14 protein-coding genes are annotated in these 20,990 nt (G+C 64.2%); 3 read left to right on the top strand and 11 right to left on the bottom strand.

Features of this window, described 5'->3' with window-relative positions; all coding sequences use genetic code 11:
* The first annotated feature begins 20 nt into the window (after positions 1-20).
* From ACVN9Z_RS14480 to ACVN9Z_RS14470, 3 genes are all read left to right on the top strand, one after another.
* Positions 21-221: a CsbD family protein gene (locus tag ACVN9Z_RS14480; protein WP_006389412.1), complete on the top strand. Its 201-nt coding sequence runs from the start codon at positions 21-23 to the stop codon at positions 219-221.
* 26 nt (positions 222-247) lie between these two features.
* Positions 248-412 (top strand): DUF1328 domain-containing protein, encoded by a 165-nt coding sequence (locus ACVN9Z_RS14475; RefSeq protein ID WP_006389411.1) that lies wholly within the window; start codon positions 248-250, stop codon positions 410-412.
* Between the two features lie 77 nt (positions 413-489).
* A complete protein-coding gene (locus tag ACVN9Z_RS14470; RefSeq protein ID WP_006389410.1) occupies positions 490-828 on the top strand; it encodes a BON domain-containing protein in 339 nt (112 codons plus the stop codon).
* A gap of 181 nt (positions 829-1,009) precedes the next feature.
* Here the strand turns inward: ACVN9Z_RS14470 and ACVN9Z_RS14465 are convergent, their stop codons facing one another.
* The 11 genes from ACVN9Z_RS14465 to phaC all read right to left on the bottom strand — a co-directional run bounded on the left by ACVN9Z_RS14465 (position 1,010) and on the right by phaC (position 20,960).
* Positions 1,010-1,882 carry a PhzF family phenazine biosynthesis protein gene (locus tag ACVN9Z_RS14465; protein WP_024068162.1) on the bottom strand — a complete coding sequence of 291 codons (873 nt, stop codon included), beginning with the start codon at positions 1,880-1,882 and terminating at the stop codon, positions 1,010-1,012.
* A 182-nt stretch (positions 1,883-2,064) separates the two neighbouring features.
* Positions 2,065-2,382 carry a hypothetical protein gene (locus ACVN9Z_RS14460; RefSeq protein WP_053500614.1) on the bottom strand — a complete coding sequence of 106 codons (318 nt, stop codon included), beginning with the start codon at positions 2,380-2,382 and terminating at the stop codon, positions 2,065-2,067.
* Position 2,383: 1 nt separating this feature from the next.
* Positions 2,384-12,472 (bottom strand): hemagglutinin repeat-containing protein, encoded by a 10,089-nt coding sequence (locus tag ACVN9Z_RS14455; protein WP_458213490.1) that lies wholly within the window; start codon positions 12,470-12,472, stop codon positions 2,384-2,386.
* A 25-nt stretch (positions 12,473-12,497) separates the two neighbouring features.
* Entirely contained in the window at positions 12,498-14,219 is a 1,722-nt protein-coding gene (locus ACVN9Z_RS14450; protein WP_458213489.1) for a ShlB/FhaC/HecB family hemolysin secretion/activation protein, read from the bottom strand.
* Between the two features lie 170 nt (positions 14,220-14,389).
* Complete coding sequence (locus ACVN9Z_RS14445) at positions 14,390-15,787, bottom strand: 4Fe-4S binding protein (RefSeq protein ID WP_458213488.1); 1,398 nt, start codon at positions 15,785-15,787, stop codon at positions 14,390-14,392.
* 48 nt (positions 15,788-15,835) lie between these two features.
* Positions 15,836-16,681 carry an FTR1 family iron permease gene (locus ACVN9Z_RS14440; RefSeq protein WP_006389403.1) on the bottom strand — a complete coding sequence of 282 codons (846 nt, stop codon included), beginning with the start codon at positions 16,679-16,681 and terminating at the stop codon, positions 15,836-15,838.
* Positions 16,682-16,694: 13 nt separating this feature from the next.
* Positions 16,695-17,039, bottom strand: coding sequence for a cupredoxin domain-containing protein (locus ACVN9Z_RS14435; RefSeq protein WP_255288690.1), 345 nt, complete (start codon positions 17,037-17,039; stop codon positions 16,695-16,697).
* Positions 17,040-17,059: 20 nt separating this feature from the next.
* On the bottom strand, positions 17,060-17,596 hold the full coding sequence (locus tag ACVN9Z_RS14430) for an iron transporter (RefSeq protein ID WP_006389401.1): 537 nt from the start codon (positions 17,594-17,596) through the stop codon (positions 17,060-17,062).
* 223 nt (positions 17,597-17,819) lie between these two features.
* Positions 17,820-18,389, bottom strand: a complete 570-nt coding sequence (gene phaR, locus ACVN9Z_RS14425; RefSeq protein WP_006389400.1) for a polyhydroxyalkanoate synthesis repressor PhaR — start codon at positions 18,387-18,389, stop codon at positions 17,820-17,822.
* Between the two features lie 120 nt (positions 18,390-18,509).
* A complete protein-coding gene (locus tag ACVN9Z_RS14420; RefSeq protein ID WP_006389399.1) occupies positions 18,510-19,247 on the bottom strand; it encodes a 3-ketoacyl-ACP reductase in 738 nt (245 codons plus the stop codon).
* Positions 19,248-19,322: 75 nt separating this feature from the next.
* Complete coding sequence (phaC, locus tag ACVN9Z_RS14415; RefSeq protein WP_026383742.1) at positions 19,323-20,960, bottom strand: class I poly(R)-hydroxyalkanoic acid synthase; 1,638 nt, start codon at positions 20,958-20,960, stop codon at positions 19,323-19,325.
* Positions 20,961-20,990 lie beyond the last annotated feature (30 nt).

Genomic DNA, 20,990 nt, shown 5'->3' with positions numbered 1-20,990 from the left:
CACAACGAAGAGAGGTCACCATGAATAACGACATCATCGCTGGCAAGTGGAAGCAACTTACCGGTAAGGCCAAAGCGGCCTGGGGTGAACTCACCGACGACGAGTTGACCCGTACGGAAGGCAACGCCGAGCGCCTCGCTGGCCTGATCCAGGAGCGCTACGGCAAGACCAAGGAACAGGCGGAAAAGGAAGTGCGCGATTTCTTTGATCGCAACCCCTGATCCCCACGCCACCAGGAGAAGCTGACATGTTGCACTACGCCGTAGTTTTTTTCGTTATTGCGATCATCGCGGCTGTCCTGGGCTTCGGCGGCATTGCCGCCGGCGCCGCGGGCATCGCCAAGATCCTGTTCTTCGTCTTCCTGGTTCTGGCGCTGCTGTCCATCCTGGGCGGCGCATTCCGCAAGAAATAGAAGAACATCGCACCCCGAGAATTTTCGCTTAGCCGTTGCGTCCCGAACGCGCTGAACCACACACAAGGAGCACCACTATGGAAATTCGCAAGCTGATCGCCGCCGCCGCACTGGGTACGGGCGCTGTCTTCACTTCCATGGCCTTTGCCGCCAATGACGGCAAGCCCAAGCAATCCGTGGGCGAATACGCCTCCGACGCGACCGTGACCACCAAGGTCAAGGCCGCCTTTGTGGCCGACAAGCAACTGAGCGCGCTGGACATCGCCGTTGAAACCACCGATGGCGTAGCCAAGCTGACCGGCACCGTCGGCACCGCCGCCGAAGCCGACCACGCCGCCACCGTCGCCCGCGGTGTCGAGGGCGTGAAGCAGGTGATGAACAACATCAAGGTCGACCCGGCCAAGAACAAGAAGTAACCCGCCGGGCCTTGATGGCCATCCAATGAAAAACCGGCGCCTGTGCTCACACACAGGCGCCGGTTTTTCATTGGGCGCGGGATCGCGGCAGCCCGAAGGGCGCGCCAGACCGCTTTGCCGCCAGCGCTACCGCGGCCCGCCTGACAGGCACCGCCCGGTCATGCCGGACCCGCGCGAACACTCAGACGTCCACCGTGCCGCGCCCGATCTCCAACGCGCGGCCGCCCACCTGGATGCGGCCATCGGCCTGCACGTCCAGCAGCAACCGGCAAGGACGGCCCATCTGGTCGCCCTGCTCCACCAGGAAACTGGCGGGCAGCGCGTGCTGCCGATGCCGCAGCCAGCCCCCCAGGTTGGCGCAGGCCGAGCCGGTGCCGGCATCTTCCTGCACCCCGCCGCCGGGCTTGGCGTAGAAATAACGCGTCACCACGACGTCGCGCCCGTCCTGCCGGCGATTCGGGTCGAAGGCGAACAGATAGCAGACCTTGCGCCCCAGGCTGTTGGCCTGCCAGCGCTCCAGCTGCGAAGCATCCGGATGCGCGCGCCGCAACGCGTCGACGTTCTTCAGCGGCACCAGTAGCTGGTCCGCGCCCGTATCCACCCAGATGGGATCATCCGCCAGGTCGTCCAGGTCCAGCCCCATCAGTCCGGCAATATCAGCGGCCGGCAGCGTCGGCGCCGCCGTGCGCACGCCATTCGGGCAAGGCGCGGTGAAAGTCCAGGCGTCACCCTGCGCGGTGACCGGCACGACGCCGGCCTTGAATTCCAATGTCAATGCATCGCCACGCTTGAGCAGGTCGCGCACCACCTGCGACGTGCCGATGGTCGGATGGCCCGCGAAACCCATCTCGAAGCCGGGGGTGAAGATGCGCACCCGCGCATCGGCCACGTCGGACGGCAGGATGAAAGTGGTTTCGGAAAGATTGAACTGCGCCGCCAGCTCGCGCATGGTGGCATCGTCCATGCCACGCGCGTCTTCGAATACACAGAGGGGATTGCCGGTGAAGGTGCTGGAGGCGAAGACGTTGAGAAGACGGAATGCGTAGGTGGCCATGGGCTGCGGGAGGTTGCCGTGGGGAGGAAGGCCATTACTTTATCGCAACGGGCCGGCAAAGAGACGCTCCCATTGCAGTTGATCCCTGATCATCAATTCCGTACGAATTCCTCTCAGCTTCACCCACCTCTCCCGGGTTACCGTAATTTCACGCCCAACACGGCCTATATGAAGATTTTCACTTAATAAAAATCATCATCCAACACTCCTTCCGATTTCAGAATGGCTATAAATTTCTCATAGGCAACCTTATCCAACTCCAACAAATCATCCAACAAATTCTCCTGAATCAAAGCCCAATGATTGACACCATGCGCACTACCATTGGAAAAAAACACGGTTTTAAAATTCATCTCCCTATCGACAACAGTCACTTCCTCGAACCTATAGGCTTGCAACCCCCCGTGACCTTCTTGCAAACCATAAAAGTATGTTTCCGCACCGAACCAATATATGGAAAACACGTCAACAACAGACCCATCCCGTTCTTTAATCTTCATTTCATTTCTCTTTTAAATTATCCAAAACCGATCTTGGATCCCTCAAACTCGGCTTAGGAGAAGTAATTTTCATATCATAAACCTTACCTGTATTTGAATTGTATTGATAATGAATTATTATACTTTTCCCATTCGGAAGCTTATGCTTTGCCTCCATTTTCTGGAACCCCGCCATTTCAGGAAAGCGGGCGTCATTGTTCATACCATACAGTTTTCTTCCTTGCAGAGGATTGGACCGAACCTCCCTCCAGAACATTTGCTCATTTATATCTCTAGGAACAGTCGTCTGCGACCCTAGCTTAGCCGTAGATATTTTTTCAGCATTTTCAATTAATCTCCTGATGTACGCGGACTTTAATTCTTCTCGACTTAGGCGCGGCTTATTTGCAGCTATTTCATCGACATGTTCGATATCACCTGCGAAGCCCCCCGTTCTCTTGGATCCAGACCCTCCCCCTCCTACCTTATTTCCTTTGCCTCCGCCTCCGCCCACACCACTCACCACCGCCGGCAGCGTCGCAGCCATCACCCGTGCCGTATCGGCATCAAACCCCATGGCTTCAAAACGCTTGGTCCAACCGTGCTCGGCAACAATCCCTCCCGCGTCCACGTCCGACATGTACACCGCCGGCATATAGTCGCGAAAATCATCAGGTAGCGATTTGTCCTTCGCCAGCCTTTTTATCGTGTCGTCGAACAACTCCCACTCGTCAAGCAAATAGCCATATCGTTGCTGGCATTGCTGAGGTGACTTGGCGCAGACTTCCTTTATCTCATCCTGCTGGCGGACATTGGTATCCACCATGTCTTGAATGACTTTCTGGCGTTCTTCCCCTGTGCCGACCTTCGCCCGATGCGCGAAGTCTTCCAACTGGGCAACATCTAGGAAGTTATTCTCGACCGCGTTCCTGCCCGCCTGCGCGCCAGTCACCCCGCCGGCCGCATCCCCCGTGGCGAGGCCACCCGCGATTCCCGCCGCTAACTGGCTCAGCGCGCTTACCTGCTGCTTCTCGGTTTCGCTCAGCGCGTCGGGGTCTTTGCCCGGAAACAGCTGCCGCGCGATCACCCGCGCCGCCAGTTCGCCGCCGCCCGCGCCCAGGCCGCCGGCCAGCGGCGATTGGCCGTTCAACTGCGCCGTCACCGCGCCCAGCACCGCGTGCGCCATGGCGTTGGCCGCGGGATTGTCCTCGCCGATCCGCCGCTTGATTTCGGTCGCCAGGTAGGGCGCGGCGGCGCTGCCCAAAGCGCCGGCCAGGTTGTCGCCCGCCAGCGCCGTCAGCGCGCCGGTCACCGCCTGCGCCGCTTTCTGCAGGTCGCTGCCAGTGCCATAGTGCTTCATGGCATTGGCGTACGCCCTGTCCATCACGTCCGCATCGGTGTAGAGCCGGCCCTCCTTGCCCAGCTGTGCCCTCGCCTCGGCCAGCGCCTTCGGGTCCGTCTGCGCCTTCAGGCCCGCGATATCGCCCTGCGTGCGGATGACGTCCATCGACTGGCTGCCGATCTCGCCGATCAGCTGCACTTGCCTGAGACGGTTCTGCTCTTTCTCCTTGTTGAAGATCGGGCTGATGCTGCCGTCGTTCGCGTGCGCCGCGTCACGATTCAGTTCCGCCACGTCCTGGCGCTGGTTGGCCTGGTCGTGCACGCGTAAACCGCCTTCGCTCACCGCCGCCAGGGTGGTGCCCGACGCATGCCCGCCGTGATTGGCGCCGGACAACATGCCGCCGGCCGCATTGGTCAACAGGTCCTTGCCCACCGGCCCGCCGGTTCCCATCGAACCGCCGCTGTGCCGCGCCTGGAAGTCCGCCCGGTTGTCGATGTCGCGCCAACCCAGCGTGCCGGTATCCAGCAGGTTCTGGTCCGGGCCGGCCGTGCTTGCGATCACCGCGCCATCCAGCTGGGTGTGATGGCCCACGTTGATGTCGTAGCCGCCCCGGCCCGCGAACAGGCCCGTCTGCTCCTTGACCGAATCGAAGTCGCTGCGGAGTTTGTCCTGGCTGGCGCTGATGTTCGCCGTGCCGCTCATCGAGCCGAAGCTGAAGCTGCCTCCCGCGCTGATGTCGCGCTGGCGCGCGGAATAATGGTCGCTGTCTTGCTCGCTCTGCAACGTCAGATTGCGGTCGGCGTTGACCTCGATGTATTCACCGCCGACCTGCGCGCCCTTGAGCAGCGTGTCCCGACCGCTGGCCAACATCACCGTGCCGCCCGCGTCCAGCGTGGTCTCGGTATGGGTCAGCCCACGTCCTTTTTCGCGGCCTTTGCCCGCATTGACGCCGGCCGATACATTGATGCCGTAGCCCCCGGCGCCCGCGCCGATGCCAATGCCGACATTGCCGCCGTGGCTGCCGCTTGTGCCGTCGATGCGCTCGACGTTCCGCGCCGACAGCAATTCAATATCGCGGTCGGCCGAAAGCAGCACGTCACCGCCGGCCTTGACCTGGGTGCCGGCCAACACGACATCGCCGCTGTCGGCCCCCCTGCCCGCGCCGGTGGCGGTGATCGAGATATCCCGCCCCGCATTCAGCGTGCTGCCCTGCGCGCGCCGGCTCTCGCTGCGCGTTTCGGTTTTGGACGACTGGCTGCCATAGGAAATGTTGACGCCGATCGTGTTGGTCGCCCCCTGCGCCGCATCCTTGTCGCCGGCGCTCAGGCCTGCCGCGGTGTTTTTTGCATCGGCGGCTTGCGTCTGCAGATCGTCCCGCTCCAGCGCCTGCGCGGCCTGGACGCCGGACAGCGCCGCCTTGGCGCCCTGCAGCGCCCGCAACCGCCCGTCGCTCTCTTGCCCGGCCTGCCGAGCCGCGCTGACCGCGGTGTTGAGCGCGCTGCCCACCGTTCCCGACAGCGCGATGGTCAGGCCGCGTTGTTTCGATTCAAAGGTCTCGTGGCGGGTACGCTCGTCATAGCCCGGGTCGATACGCACGCTGTCGCCAGTGATGTCCAGGTCCGTCCCCGCCACCAGGTCGGCGCCGCGGACATGCACGCGGTTTTCCGCAGTGATGGTCACGTTGCCCTGGGTACTGCCTATGGTGCTGGCGCTCTGGCTCTGGATGACGCCGTGCTCGTCCGCTTCGTGGCGCGAGGACTGGTTGCCGAGGGTGAAGCCGATGCCGCCGCTGTCCAGCAGTCCGCTCTTTTTCTTCTTTTCCAGCAGGTAGTGGGATTCGGTTTCGGTGGCCGCTGAAATATCGACGTCGCGCCCTGCGCGCAGATTGACGTCGCGGTCGCCGACAATGGCCGAACCGGTCACCGTCAGGTCATTGCCCGCCACGATGCTGACCCGATCTCCGCTCAGCACGCTGCCGGCCTCGCGCGTCATGCGGTCGTCCTTGACCGTATCGCTGCTACTTTTGCGCAGGAAGCCTTTTTTCTCGGCGTGTTCCCGCGACTGCCGCGTCTCGCTCTCGGTGCTGCTGGCGATCCGCACATCCTGCCGCGCCTGCAGGGCGAGATCCCCCTGCTCACTGTGCAGCGTGCTGGCCTTCACGGCGATATCGCCAGTGCGGGCGACGATCGTTATGCCATCCTGGCCGCTGAGCGTGCTGCCAGTGGCTTCATTGCGCGACGATTCCATCTCGCGCCAGCCTTTGGTCTTGCCGTCACGCGTATGCTCGACGTCCCGATCGGTCACTCGCCGACGCGCGCTGCCGACGGAGACGTCGTTGGCCTCCAGGCTTATGTGTCCCTGCCGACTGTCGACCTGCGCGCCTTCCAGCACGGCGGCATTGCCCGCCAGCACCGTGACGCCTTTATCACCGCTCACGCTCGCCAGGCTCAAGCGCTGCTCTTCCCGCTGGTTGTCGACCGAAGACGTGCTGCTGCCGGCCTTGAGCCGGGTCGTGTTGGTGGTGGAGGCCGCCGACAACCGCACATCGCCCTCGGCCTGCAAGTGCGCCGAACCGCCCGCCGCGACCTGGCTGCCCTGCAGGACCAGATCCCGCCCCGCCGTCACGCTGACGTTGTTGCCCGCCTTCAGGCCGCTGCCCTGCGACTGCTGCCATTCGCCGCTGACTTGCGCCACCCGCTGGCCGGCGGTTTCCATGCCCGAACGGGTGCGGTTGCCCATGGCGCCGGAAATCACGTCGACGCTGGCAGTGTGGCGGCTCTGCGCGACGCCGATGTCCAGGCTGTCACGCGCGCTCAGGTTCAAGTCGTGCGTGGCGTCCAGCCTGGCGCCCCGCAAACGGATGTCACCGCCACTCAAGGCAATGTCGGTGGCGCTCATGCTGGCCTGGCGCAACGCGTCCTGCAGATTGCTGCTGATCGCCAGGTGATCCGCCTGTATATCGATGCGGTCGGCCTTGATATCACCGCCTCGATGCAGGAACTGGTCGGCATCGATCCCGAGCGCCCGGTCGGCGAAGAGATTGCCCGCGTTATCGACGCTGCCTGCCGACAGCTGAAGGGCGCCGCCGCCAACCAGCGCGCCATCGCCAGTGAGGCGCAGCGTGGATGCGGCCAGGTAGACTTTGGGCACCCATACGGTCTGCGGACCGGTAGCGGTATCGACCGATTCGCTCACCATCCACACGATATCCTGCTGCAGCGCCGCGATCTGGGCAGGCGTCAAGGCCACGCCTGGCACCAGTTGCAGGTCTTGCGCCGTTTTTGCGCCATTGGCCATCAACGCCTGGTACTGGTCCATCGCGCTTTCACCGCGCACGGACGGCCGCCCGGTCAATTGCAGCACCTGTTCCCGCACCAGCCGCTGTTCGTAGAAGCCATCCCCCAGGCGCTTGTGCGCCCGCGCCGGATCAAACCCGACCTGCTTCAGCAGATAATCACTGCTGATGAATCCGCTGCGGCTGGTGAAGCGGGCATCGGTCACGACCAGGTATGGGCTGTCCTGGGCCGCGGGCTGGCGGAACAGGCCGTTGTCCGGGATCGAGGTCGCCACGCGGCGCAAATGCCGCTTCTGCGTCAACGCCTGTTCGGCGGGCAGGAGCGGACGGTCGCTCGCCAATTGTGTATCGCCGTCGATGCGGTCCGCGTCCGGCACCGTGACCGCCAGCGGGTTGCGCTCCCATTCGGCGCGTTCGGCCTGCACCGCCTCGAATGCGGCGGCCACGTCGCTGATCTGCGCCTGCGCGACTGTGGTGTTGGTGATACTGGCGCCGCGGATGGTGACGTTGCCATTGCCGCTGATGATTCCATCGACGGTACTCAGCGCCGTGGTGACGTCGCGATTGAAGGTCGGATACCAGTGCACCGTATCCTTGTCGTAGTGGTCGACAATGATCTCCTGGCGCCGCTCATTCACCGAATACCCGCGGTTGTCGACCACGCCGTCATCAGGGATATCGAGGTTGCCGTTTGCGGTGATGACGCTGGCGTCGTTCAGCAGGCTGCCGGAGATGCGCAACGCCATGTCGCCGCCCGCCAGGATGCGGGCGCCCGTGCCTTCGGATACCAGGCTGTCGCGCGTGACGGTGCTGGTGACGGTGCGCTCGCGGAAATTGCTGTAATCGGTCACGAAAGGCGCGGCGGCAATATCGACGTGCCTTTCCGGATCCCACTGTTCCAGGCGCCCCCAGTCGAACTCGCGCCAGACGGTGTTTTGATACGGCGTCGGCACGAGGCCCTGCCGATGCCCGCGCGTTTCGTAGAAGGTCATGGCATAGCTGCCATCCGCGCCAGGCACCAACGCCAGATAGTTGACCCATAGGTCGGTCAGCTTCCCCCATCGGTTGCGGACCCGCAGCTGTGCGCGTTTGGCCGGCGCATCGATCGCCAACAGGGTGCCGTACGGGTTGCTTTTGGCGGCATCCTCGTCCTGGAAGGTCAGGCGTTGCGTGGTGGGCGCCACGCTGCTCAGGTCGGGGTTGACCTTGGAGCCGTAGGAACGCCAGTAGTAGTTGTAGCGTTGCCACTTGGTGGCGGGATCTGTCTGCGCGTCCCGGGCGATCACCAGGCCTTCGCGCAGGTTCTCCAGGCGCTTGGCTTCGATCGCCACGTCGCCATCGGCTTCAATGACGCTTGCACGGTTCTCCAGCAGGTCGCCGCTGCCCAGGTTCAGCGCGCCGCCGCTATACAGCAGGCTGCCGTCCCGGTTGCTCAACCGTTCCCGGGCCTGCAACGACAGCTGCTGCGTCGCGGCGACCACGCCATCGCGGCCATGGTTGTCGATCACGCGGCCACGCACGGCGACGTCATCGCCCATCACGCTCGCGGCGTTGTCCAGCGTATCGACATCGAGCGCAATGCGGTCGGCTTCCAGCCGCCCCTGGTTGCGCAAGGCGCCCGTCGTCACTTGCAAGTGCCTGGCCGCCAGGGATCCCTGGTTGGTCAAGTGCGTGGAGTGCACGACAAGATCGCCCGGCAACAGCCATTCGGCCTGGTTGGTCAACGTGCCATCCACGGCAAGCGTGACCTGGGCATTACTGCTGATCGTGTCACTGGCCTGGTGGGTGTAGTCCTGCCCGATCGAAAGGGACAGCGCGTCCTGGCTGCGCAGGGTGCCCGCCCGGTTGTCCAGGGCATGGGCATCGATGGCCAGCGTGCCAGCGCTTTCCACCAACCCGTCCTGGTTGAACAGGAACAGCGCGGAAGGCGAATCCGCTTCGTCCGCCTGGATCCGCAGCGCCCCGTTGGCCTGGATGCTGCCCTGTCGATTGTCCAGGCTCGCCAGTCCCGACAGCGTGAGGCTGCCGACGCTCTGCAAACGTCCCGACGTGTTGTCCACCGAGCGGGCCGCCACGCCGGTATGGATTGCCCCCAGCAACAGGCCGCCATCGCTATTGTTCAACCAGTCTGCCGTGATGTTCAGCCGCTCCTGGCTGGTGATGTTGCCGCGCCCGCTGTTGTCCAGCCGCGCCGCATCGAGCAGGAATGTCCTGGTGGCAACCAGCTGGCCGGCCTGATTGTCCAGTTGCTCGCTGTTCAGCGTCAGGGCATCGCCGCTGTGCATCTTGCCTTGCCGGTTATCCAGCATGGCAACGCGGTAGTCGCCCGCCCCCTGGCTGATGAACATGCCATCGGCGTTGTTCAGGTGATCGGCGACCACGGCCAGCCCGCCCCGGCTGCTGAAAACGCCAGCCCGATTGCCGACCCGGGCAGCAACGATCCGCTGATCACCATTGCTGCGCACGGCTCCACGGTCATTGCCCAATCGTCCGGCAATGCGTAGATCGAGCTCGCGCTGGCTGTCGATTGCGCCGCCTTCGTTCAGCACCTGTCGCGCATCGAGTTGCAAGGCCTCGCCGCTTTGCACGTGGCCGTCGCGGTTGTCCAGCGATTCGCCCAGGTCGAGCCGCAGTTGGCGCTCGCTGTGAATCAGGCCCTGCCGCGTGTTATCCAGGCCTTGCGCGGCCAGCGCCAATCCCGCGCCGGTCGATATCCGCCCCGCGGCGTTATTGAGGGCGCCGGCGCGGGCGCCCGCCTCGGCGCCTTGCACGTCCAGCCGCCCCCCGACGCTGATGTCGCCGGCCTGGTTATCGATGTCCTGCGCAACGCGCAGCGTCAGATTTGCGGCCGACCGCAGCGCGCCCTTGCCGTTGTCCAGGGCATTCGCGGCAAGCGTGGCGTCGCCCAGCGTCTGTATCGACCCGTCCCGATTGCTGAACGCGCCACCGACGGCGGACCACTCCCCCTGGCTGCCCATCCACCCTTGCGTATTGAGGATGTCCTGCGCATGCAACCGCTGGCTTTCGCGGCTGAAAATACGGCCATCGCGGTTGTCCAACGCGCCCGCGAACCAGAGATCCAGGCTGGCGAGCGACTGGATGCTGCCTTGCGCATTGCGCAACTGCCCGGCACGAACCGCCGTCTGGCCGTGGCCGGTCAGCATGCCGCCCTGGTTGTCCAGCGTTCCGTCCAGCGTCAACGCCAACGCCTGCTGGCTCAGGACGACGCCTTGGTGGAGATTGCGCAGCGCTCCTCCCGTCAACGACATGGCGCCGCCGCTTTGCAGCGAGCCCGCGCCGTTGTCGAGCAGGCTTGCCGCGCCGCCCTGCCAGGTCAGCGCTTGCCCGGCCGTCAGGATGCCCTGCCGGTTGACGAGATCGTGGAAGGTGCCAAGGCGCAGGTCACCGCCCGATTGCAGCCTTCCGGCGGTGTTATCGAGCCCGTCCACCGTCACCCGGACCTGCTCGCCTCCCAGGGCGGTCGCGTCGCGGTTATCCCAATGGCCGCCTGCCTGGACCGACAGTGTCCGCCCGGCTTCGAGCCAGCCCTGCGCGTTATCCAGCGCCTGCCGCGCCGTCAGGCGCAGGTCGCCCTGGCCAATGAGCTGCCCTTGCCTATTGCGGACGCGCTGCGCCGTCACATCGACCTGCGCGGCGGCAATCATTCCGCTGGCATTGTCGAGCACGCCCTGGGCATTCAATTTCAGCCCCTTGCCAACCCGCAGCGTGCCTTCGCCGTTATGGAAATCACCACCTGACACAACGTCCAGCGACTCCGCGTTGGAGATCATGCCGGACCGGTTATCCATGCTTGCGGCGCTCAGCGCCAGGTCACCATTGCCGCCCAGTTCGCCGCCGCGGTTATCCAGCAGGCCAGCGATGCGCCCATGTGATGCGCCACCGCCGAGCATCACCAGGCGTCCCTGTCGGTTGTCCAGGGAGCCGGCATCCAGCTCCAATTGGCGGGCTTCGATCACGCCGCCGCTGTTGTCCAACGCCCCCGTCAAGGCGAAGCGGCTTTCTCCGTCTTCCACCTGGGTCCAGACGGCGGCCTGGTTGAGCAGGCTGTTGCCACCGACCCGCCAGCTGCCGGCTCGGACCTTGGCCTGTTGCGCATCGATGGCCCCGGTGGTGTCCAACGCCAACCGGCGGCTGTCGATCGTGGTTTGCCGCAGCGCGATCTCGCCGTCTTGCGCGTGGATACGCAATTGGTCTGCCGCAAGCGTGCCCTGGCTCAGGTCGATGCGGTTGCCCTTTATATCGATTGATTTCCGACTCAGCAGATTGCCGCTGGCCCGCACGTCCTGCTGGCTGGTCAATACCAGGTCCGCCATCCGAGTCAGCGAGCTGTTGATGTCGCTGCCGGCCAGCAGGTTGCCGCGGCTCTGGATGCCCTGCCCGGCCGTCAGCCGGACGTCACCCGCGGCCGCCAGCGTGCCGGATTGTTCGATGTTCCCGGTCCGGCTTGCGACCGACAGCGCGCCGCCGCCATACAGCTTGCCGTGATGCTCGAGGCCGTCCCGCGCGGCCAGGGAAATATCACCGCCCGCCTGGGTCACTGCCTCGGTGGAACCGGATAGCCAGCTGAGCCTGCCTTCGCTGCTGACCGTCAGCGTTCCCGCCGCCTGCAGATGCCCGCCCTGATTGCGCACTCCCACTCCGGCCTCAGTGCCAATCATGCGGATGTGGCCGCTGTACATGCCGCCCAGCTGGCCCATGTCTATCGCCAGTTGCGGCGTCATGGCTTCAGCGCCCAGCGGCGCGACCGTTTTCGCATCGGCGCTAACGCGGTTGCGCCCCGCTATCACCGACACGGCGTCCCTGGCCCAGACGCCGGCGTTTATTTCGACCGCGCGCGCCAGGATGTCCACATAGGCGGTGTCATGGCGCGCATCGCCGTTCAGGCCGCCGCCTTCGATGCGCACGACGCCCCGCTCGACCTGGAATCCCGCCAGGCTGCCGTCGGCGTTGCGCTGCGGACTGCCGGTGCTTAGCGTCATGCGCCCCGCATTGATCGTGCCGCAGCCATCGCACACAATGCCCGACGGATTGGCCACGATGACCTGCGCCTTGTCGCCCGCCACCTCCATGAAGCCGCGCAGCATGCTGGGATTGCTGCTGTTGATCTCATTGAGAATGACACGCGCCGTGGCGCCGTTCGGACCGAAGTTGGGATTGCCCTGGATCATCCCGGCCAACCCGGTGGAGGTCATCGTGGCCGCGTTGTTCAGAATCGCGCCACGCCGATCCACGTCGAACCGCAGGTACCGGTTGTGCGACAACCCACCCTGATCGGGCGCGGCAATGTTGACTTGCGGCAGACCATTCTGCGTGGTCGCCACATGCGGGCGCTGCCCGGTTGGCGCCGCGCCGTCGGCAACGATTCCGTCCGCGGCCGCCGGCCTGCCAGGCATGACCAAACCCGCCAGCCAGACGGTCCACAGGATGAAAGCGAAGCGGTAGCGGTATTGCATGAGCCAGGTCTTTGAAAAAGCGGGATCAGATTTCCAGATTCATGCTGAATCCGATCGTCATTGCCGCGGTGTGGAAATCACGCGGTTTGTAGAGGGGCACGCCGGCAAACAGGTCATAGCCAAGTTTTTTCCAGAGCGCGCCCCGCACGCCCAAGGCTGCGCCCGCCAACTGGCGTCCGACCAGATATCGGGCGCCCTGGCCGCCTACCCGCCCATAGTCCAAAGCCACATACAGCGCATCGCTGGATGAAAGCCCGTTCCAGGCCAGTTCATTGCGCCAGAGCAGGCCGTTCTCGCCGGACAGTGTCTGCTCGCCGTCAAAGCCGCGCACCGTATAACGGCCGGCAATGGCCATGCGTTCCTGTGGCGTCAGCGCGTCCGGGCTCCATTGGCCCCGGACGATCGCCAGATACCGCCAAGGCTGCTTGCCCCAGGCGAAGGGTTGATCGAGGCTTACGTCGCCCGACAGCACACCGCCGCGGGCACTGCCGCTACGCGACGCTTCCTCGGGCGCCGCGAGGGCGCCGAATGCGCCGGTGCCGTGGCGCCAGCCGAGGTTCGCATCCAGCGTGGCGCTTCCGAGATAGCTGTGCTGGTTGACGCCGAACTCCCATCCGGCCGTGCGGCGCCGCTGCTGCTCGATGGCGATGTCATTGACGGCATTGGTGGAGTATTTGCGATACACACGCAGGTTGAGCGTGGTCTTGTGGGACTGGTCGCGATATGCCAGCCGTGACACGGCGGCCTGAAGGCTCGCGCTTTTTCCGCTGTACCGGAGTACTTCGTTGGCGCTGGGGATGTTCTGGTGATAGGCGTAGTTGTTGTAATTGACGGAGTAGGCCCAATAACCGACCGGGAATACGTAGTTCAAGGCATGTGAACGGTTACCGAGCGGCGCATGCTGGAACAGATCCCTGCCGACGTTGGCGTAGAACAGATCGTTGTGCGCGAAGGGAGCATCCACGGCCAGGGTGGCCGAGCCCAGGTAACGCCCGGTGCTATCCGAACCGCTATCGTCCAGGCCGAGGCTCAGCCGGATGGGTCGGCTTTCCTGCCAACTCACCAACAGGTCGCTGGTGGCCTCGCGCTGCCCTGGCGTGATCCGGATATCGGCGGCCGCGCTGGGGACTCGCTTGAGATTCTCCAGGCCCTGCTCGATATCGCGCAGATTGAGAATATCGCCGGACGATGCCGGGATGGCATTCCATAACCGGCCGCGCCACGACACTGGCTGGTCGAAGCGGATATCGCCAACGCGACCGGGCAGCAGCGTCAACGTCAGAAGGCCGCGGGTCAGGTCCTGCTCGCGCGCCATCACGCGTGTCGTGACGTAGCCTTTGGCCAGAATGGCGTTCTGCACCCGGTTGATGGCCGCCGTGATGCCCTGGCCGCCCAGGCAGTGGCCTATTGTGTCGGCGGCGGCATCGAGCGCCCATTGAAAGTTGGCGGCGGAATCGCCGCTCAGCCGCAGGGCATCGATGACGAAGCAAGGGCTTTCATCGGCGGGATAATCGGATGGGGAGGCTTCAGGACGAGGAAGGCGCTCGTCGACCCGCGGGGTATTCTGCTGTTGCAGGACACGTTCACGCTCTTGCTGGCGCAACTGCTCGCGGGCATCGATGGAGAGTGCTGGCGGTGTCGGCGCCTCGGGCACCGAGGCGCCGAAAACCGGTGAAACGACGGCGGCGAGAACCAGAAACCCTGGCCCCAGGAAAAACAACAGCTCACCGCGACGACCGCACCGCATCTCTGCTCCTTGATTGCGCGGAGCCAGAGTAGCAACGAATTACCAGCGTACGTAATTGTTAAATGGTCGTACAAATTCAAGCGCCACCGCGGATGCGGGAAATGGCGCGCGATATTTCCCGCGCGTGACGCCGCGGTTTCTTCGCCTGCTTGCTTGTTATCTTGCGGGCTTTACCAGATGGCGAAGAACAGCACCCAGGACCAACAGAAAGGCGCCAGCCCGGCGGCCAGCACCAGCCATGCCGCGGTCTTCCTGAACACGCCGACCGGACGCTGGTTCAACAGGCGCGCGAACAGGCGCAAGGTCCACAGCACCGCCAGCGTCAGCAGCGTGAAGCGCACCGGCGCCGCCCAGGCGGCGCGCACGCCTTCGTGCTTGAGCAGGTTGATGGTGGTGGCGGACAGGCCCAGGAACACGCCGATGCCGGCCGAAGGAATCAACCCCTGGGCCAGCTTGTGCAGGCCCGGACGGAACCAGCGGTTCGCTTCCTGACCGATGACCGGAGCGGCCGGCGCCAACCGGTCGGCGATCCACAATGACAGGAAGGTGGCGCCGCCCACGCACACGGTGGCGCCGACCACGAACATCAGGATGCCCGCGCCATCCAGCCACGAGAAGCTGTCGTTCACTTCCGGATAGTGCGTCAGGATGAACCACGGCGCGTTGTCCAGCAGCGGCCACATGATGTCGTGCTCGACCAGCCAGGTCGCGGCCCACTGCTTGGCGGTCACGTACCAGGGGCTGGCGCTCCAGAGGAAGGCGCCCATGGCGATGCCCATCAGGCCGAAGCACAGCAGCGCGGTCTGCCACGGTTCGCCATCGGTGACGCTGACGACCTCTTCCTCGGGCGAGCGCGGCGTCAGTGCGATGGCGCCGCGATAACCGCTGCAACGGCCGCATACATGGCAGTCGCCGGCGCCCTTCATGTGCCGCAACGGCACCAGCGGCGCACAGTTGATGGGCTCGATGCGGATAACCGGATGGCGCCACTTTTCCTCGTCGACCTTGAAGTGCCACGGCGCCAGCTTGGCCAGCAGATTGAAGACGCCGTTGACCGGACAGAGGTATTTGCACCAGACCCGCTTGCTGCGGCCGTAGCGCCAGCCGACGACCATGGCCGCCGCGGTGGAGCCGCCGAGCACCGCCAGCACCGCCAGCGGATACTGGTAGACGCTGACCAATTGTCCGTAGATGGTGGTCAGGGCGAAGGCCACGAACGGCCAGCCCCCCCAGCGCATCCACTTGGGAATGGCATGCCCCTGGCCGCGTTCGCTGGCCCATTCGGTGAGCATGCCCTCCGGACAGAACCAGCCGCACCAGGCGCGTCCCAGGATCGGCATGGAAATCAGCACGAACGGCCACCATACGCCCCAGAAGGCGAACTGGGCCACGATGGTCAGGTTGTTGAATACCGACGCCGAGTTGTCCGGCAGGGGCATGATGGCCGGAATGATCAGGAGGAAAGCGTATATCGCAACAATGCCCCACTGCAGCTTGCGCAACAGAGGGGCATGGTCTCGGAGAAAGTCGGCGATACGGGAGGTCGCCCTCCCGAGTGCAGCTGCCATGGTCAAACCTTCATTAATTCAGTCCGATCAATACGTCGGAGTCCGTGCTCAAGAGGTGGCGCGCGCCGCCACCGGCGCGGGCTTGCCGCCCACCCAGCGCAGCAGCGCCCACACCACGATCCAGTAAGCAACCCACAACAATACCGAAATCAGGGCCGGCAGCGCACGATAGCCGGCAAAATCAGCCAGAACCTTGCCGAAACCGGTGCTGTCGCTGAGCAGCCACGAGCTGTCCCAGACCGGATCGATGATGGTCGGCAGCACGTCCAGCGAAATCAGGTGATCCAGGCCGCCCACCAGCAGCGCCCCCGCCAGCAGCAGCAACAGGATTTCGGTCACGCGGAAGAAACGGCGCCAGGTGATGAGCTTGCCGCCCAGCTGCAGCAGCCAGAAGGTCAGCAGCGCCACCACGAAGCCGGCCACGCCGGCCAGCGCCAGCATCAGCATGTTGCCGCCGCCTTCGCCGGCCGCCACGGTGCCGTACAGGAACACCACGGTTTCGCTGCCCTCGCGGGCCACGGCGATGGCCACCAGCACGAACAGGCCCCACCAGTTGTCATTGGCCATCGACGAGCGGGCGCCGCTTTCAAGCTCGCCCTTGAGCGTGCGACCGTGCTTTTTCATCCACACGACCATCTGCACCACCAGCGCGCACGCCGCCAGCGACATGATGGCCTGGAACCATTCCTGGCCTTCGTCGCTGAGCCACGAAGATACGCCCAGCAGCACCAACGCCAGCGCCACGGCCAGCGCCAGTCCGGCGCCCACGCCGCCCCACAGATATTTCAGTCCGCGTTTGCCTTCGGGCGTCGAGCGCAGCCAGGTGTACAGGATGCCCACCACCAGCATGGCTTCGACGCTTTCGCGCCAGACGATGAAAAGAACCTGTTCCATGTATTGCGGCTGCCTATTCCTTGGGCTTGACGACCAGCGTGCCTTTCACCGCCTGGTGGAAGTCATCGAAGAAGGGATACTCGCCGGGACGCGAGATGGTGATGACCACGAACGACTTGACGCCGGGACCCAGCACCTTTTCCTTGCGCAGCGGGATGCTTTCGAACTCGACCGGCTCGTTGCTTTCGTTGATCAGTTCGATCTTGAAACGGCCGGCAGGGACTTCCAGCGTGGCCGGTTCAAAGGTGCCGTTGGGCTTGAACGTCAGCGTGAACGTGGGCAGCTCGTCCGCTTGCGCGGGCGCCATGCCGGCCAGGCACGCCAGGCCGATCGACAGCGCGGCGCAGATGCGGAGCAGAGGGCGCGCGATTCGCACGATCAGTAGCCGCCCTTCTTGCCGGTGCCGGCATAGACGAATTCGTATTCCAGGTCGAACGGCTGGAACCAGTCGCCCACGCCGGTTTCCTTGTCGATGTGGCGGCCGAAGTGGCTCATCTTGTCGGCGGTCGGCGGCAGGATGGTGTACTTCAGCTTGTACTTGCCCGGGCCTTCCAGCTTGATGTTCTCGCCGTAGTGCGGGCCGTCGTTGGCGACCATGGGCATGAAGGTGCCCTTCTGCACGTTCTGGCTGCCGACCTTCTGGATTTCGTATTTGACGACCAGGTAGGGCATCCATTCGCCTTCGGGAAAGCCGGTGGGATTGCCGGCCGTGGCGTGGATGTCGGCCTCGAGGTGGATGTCGGAATCCTTGGCGGGGCGCATCATGCCCGGGGGGTCCATTTCGATCGGCTGCAGGTAGACCGCACCGATTTCCATGCCGCCCTTTTCCACGGGCTTGCCGATGGGGTATTCAGCCGCTTGGGCGGCGGACACGCTCAAAGCGACAATGGCCAGGGCCAAGGCTTTCTTCATCATGTGGGTCATCCTCGAAGCTCGATTGAAACGACGGATCCTAAAAACATAAACAAGAACCGTTTGTATTAATGTAACGGAAAAATCTGACACCTCCCTGAATCAGATAAGTCCGAAATCCGCGGATTGTTGCGTCCAATCAAGCAAAACAAAACCGGCGGGCAACAACGCCACGCCGGCCGGTCGACAGTCGGATCCGCGGCATCGCCGCGGTCGGACGTTGCGGTTAGGACTTGCGTCCGCCGCCCTGCGAGCCCCCGGGGGTGAACGGGAAGTTCGAGAACATGGCGCGGGTCTGGTCCTGCATCTGGTCCTGCATCTGCACGAACAGGTTTTTGCTCTGGTCGATGTAGTTGTTCATCATGTTCTGCAGCATCGGCGTCTGCACGTTCATGAACTGGGTCCAGGCCTCGGGACCGAACTGGCTGCCATACAGGCCCTTGGACTGTTCGGCCATGCGCTGCTGGATTTCCATGAAGGCCTGGATGTTCTTTTCCAGGTAGGAACCCATGATGCCCTGCATCGCGTGGCCGTAGAAACGGATGATCTGCGACAGCATGTTCGACGAGAACATGGGCATGCCGCCGCTTTCTTCTTCGAGAATGATCTGCAGCAGGATGCTGCGCGTGAGGTCTTCGGCGCTCTTGGCGTCGACGACCTGGAATTCCTCGTTGGCCAGGACCAGTTGCTTGACATCCGCCAGGGTGATGTAGGTACTGGTCCGAGTGTCGTACAGGCGACGGTTGGGGTACTTTTTAATCAGGCGCAGGCTGGCGCCGGTTTGTGCTTGCGTCATGGTTGTCCCCGGATCGGGCGATCTCTAAGACTTCGAATAGGGTGAAGTGTAATGCCGCGGCGCCGTCTCCCCGAGACACCGCGGCGCGAAAGGGCCGCCCGCCGGGCGACCCGCGATGCGTCAGCCCATGTGCAGGCCGCCGTTGAGCGAGAAGTCCGCGCCGGTGGAAAAGCCGGATTCGTCCGAAGCCAGCCACGCCGTCATCGAGGCGATTTCCTCGGGCGTGCCCAGGCGCCGCACCGGGATGGTGGCGACGATCTTTTCCAGCACGTCGGGACGAATGGCGCGCACCATATCGGTCCCGATGTAGCCGGGCGAAATGGTGTTGACGGTGACGCCCTTGCTGGCGACTTCCTGCGCCAGCGCCATGGTGAAGCCGTGGATGCCGGCCTTGGCGGTGGAGTAGTTGGTCTGGCCGAACTGGCCCTTCTGTCCGTTCACCGAGCTGATGTTGATGATGCGCCCCCACTGGCGCTCGACCATGCCGTCGATGACCTGCTTGGTCACGTTGAACAGGCTGTTCAGGTTGGTGTCGATGACCGCGCGCCAATCATCGGCGGTCATCTTGCGGAACAGCCCGTCGCGGGTGATGCCCGCGTTGTTGACCAGCACGTCGACCGGGCCGAGTTCCGCGGTGACACGCTCGAAAGCGGCCACGGTGGAATCCCAGTCGGACACATTGCCGACGGAAGCATGGAAGGTATATCCCTGCGCCGCCTGTTCATCCAGCCATTGCTGGTAATTGCGGCTCGGGCCGCAGCCTGCCACGACGCGAAAGCCCTCTTTGGCCAGGCGTTGGCAAATAGAGGTGCCGATCCCGCCCATCCCGCCTGTAACGTAAGCCAGTTTTCCGCTCATTGGACTTCCTCCTGTGTGCGACGGACGCCTCGTTGATTGACTTCTTATTGGCCTGGGCCCACCGCATGCGCGGCTTCAGGCAGCCCTGACCTTCACATACCTGCCCGGCGCCGGTTCTATCGGCCGGTACCGGGCGTTACCTGATTTTGCACGCGCCTTGACCTGCTTGCCGGAATGCCCGGCCAGCCAGGCGGCCCAATCGGGCCACCAACTGCCCGGCTTTTCCTGCGCCTGGGCCAGCCAGGCGTTGGGATCGCCCGGCAATGGCTGGCCTGCGCCGCCCATATTGTCCGCCACCCAATAGCTGCGGCGCTTCTTGGCGGGCGGATTCACCACCCCGGCGATATGGCCCGAGGCGCCCAGCACGAAGCGTTGCGGCCCGCGCAGCACCTGGGTGGAGGCATAGGCCGACACCCACGGCACGATATGGTCTTCGCGCGAACCGAAAATATACGCCGGCATCGACAGGCGCGTCAGGTCCAGCGGCAGCCCGGCGGCCTGGGCCCGTCCCGGCACCTTGAGATTGTTTTCGAGATAGGTGTTGCGGAAGTACCAGGAAAAGAACGGCCCGGGCAGGTTGGTGCTGTCCCCGTTCCAGAAAAGCAGGTCGAAGGCCGGCGGCTTCTGGCCTTTCAGGTAGTTGCCGACGACGTAGTTCCAGACCAGTTCGTTGGGGCGCAGGAACGAGAAGGTGGTGGCCAGGTCGCGCCCGGGCATCAGCCCGCCGTTGCCCAGTTGATGGTCGCGCAGCAACGCGTGCGCCTCGTCGACGAAGACATTCAGGATGCCGGTGTCGTGGAAATCGAGCAGCGAGGTCAGCAAGGTCAGCGCCGCGACCGGATGTTCGCCGCGCGCTTCGGCCAGCGCCAGCGCCGAAGCCAGCATGGTGCCGCCGACACAGAAGCCGAGCGCGTTGACCTGCGGCTGGCCGGAGATGTCGCTGGCCACGCGCAGGGCCTGCAGCACCGCGTCGTCGAGGTAGTCGGACCAGGTCGCGCGATCGATGCCGTCGGTATCACTGGCCAGCGGGTTGCGCCAGGAGATCAGGAACACCGTGAAGCCCTGCTCGACCGCGTGGCGCACGAACGAGTTGTCGGGTTGCAGGTCGAGGATATAGAACTTGTTGATGTTCGGCGGCACGATCACCAGCGGCCGCTCGTGCACCGTGGCGGTGGCGGGCTTGTACTGGATCAGCTGGAACAGCGCATTTTCGAACACCACGTCGCCGGGCGTCACGGCCACGTTGCGGCCGATCTCGAACTGGGTTTCGTCGGTCTGGGTGATGCGGCCTTTCTTGACGTCGCCGAGCAGGTTCGCCAGGCCTTCGTTCAGGGCGCGGCCGGCGCTTTCGACGATGGACTGCTGGGCATCCGGATTCAAGGCCAGGAAGTTCGACGGCGACAACGCGTCGACCCACTGCATGATCGAGAAACGCAGGCGATCGCGCATCGGTTCGCTGACCTGGGCCGCATCGACCATGCGCGACATGGCCCGGGCCGACAGCAGATAGGTGTGCGCCATCAGCAGATGCTGGCCACTGGCCGCCCAGGCCTCGCCGCCGAAACGGCGGTCGGCCGGCGGGGCCAGCGCGCCGCGGCGGGCATCATCACACAGCCGCTGCCATTCGCGCGAGAATTCAGCCTGGATATCGGCCAGGACGTCCGGAGCCACGCTCACCGGAAGAGGCCCTGAAGCGGAGAGATTGGCATTCACTTCGACACCTTGTTATCGAGACTTCCCGAT

It is taken from the genome of Achromobacter sp. KK8, assembly GCF_054188005.1.
This window is presented reverse-complemented; position numbering and strand designations above follow the sequence as displayed.

Excerpts from the sequence above, each read along its gene's own strand:
- ACVN9Z_RS14480 (WP_006389412.1), top strand. The coding sequence starts at position 21 with ATGAATAACGACATCATCGCTGGCAAGTGGAAGCAACTTACCGGTAAG.
- ACVN9Z_RS14475 (WP_006389411.1), top strand. The coding sequence starts at position 248 with ATGTTGCACTACGCCGTAGTTTTTTTCGTTATTGCGATCATCGCGGCT.
- ACVN9Z_RS14470 (WP_006389410.1), top strand. The coding sequence starts at position 490 with ATGGAAATTCGCAAGCTGATCGCCGCCGCCGCACTGGGTACGGGCGCT.
- ACVN9Z_RS14465 (WP_024068162.1), bottom strand. The coding sequence starts at position 1,882 with ATGGCCACCTACGCATTCCGTCTTCTCAACGTCTTCGCCTCCAGCACC.
- ACVN9Z_RS14460 (WP_053500614.1), bottom strand. The coding sequence starts at position 2,382 with ATGAAGATTAAAGAACGGGATGGGTCTGTTGTTGACGTGTTTTCCATA.
- ACVN9Z_RS14455 (WP_458213490.1), bottom strand. The coding sequence starts at position 12,472 with ATGCAATACCGCTACCGCTTCGCTTTCATCCTGTGGACCGTCTGGCTG.
- ACVN9Z_RS14450 (WP_458213489.1), bottom strand. The coding sequence starts at position 14,219 with ATGCGGTGCGGTCGTCGCGGTGAGCTGTTGTTTTTCCTGGGGCCAGGG.
- ACVN9Z_RS14445 (WP_458213488.1), bottom strand. The coding sequence starts at position 15,787 with ATGGCAGCTGCACTCGGGAGGGCGACCTCCCGTATCGCCGACTTTCTC.
- ACVN9Z_RS14440 (WP_006389403.1), bottom strand. The coding sequence starts at position 16,681 with ATGGAACAGGTTCTTTTCATCGTCTGGCGCGAAAGCGTCGAAGCCATG.
- ACVN9Z_RS14430 (WP_006389401.1), bottom strand. The coding sequence starts at position 17,596 with ATGATGAAGAAAGCCTTGGCCCTGGCCATTGTCGCTTTGAGCGTGTCC.
- phaR (WP_006389400.1), bottom strand. The coding sequence starts at position 18,389 with ATGACGCAAGCACAAACCGGCGCCAGCCTGCGCCTGATTAAAAAGTAC.
- ACVN9Z_RS14420 (WP_006389399.1), bottom strand. The coding sequence starts at position 19,247 with ATGAGCGGAAAACTGGCTTACGTTACAGGCGGGATGGGCGGGATCGGC.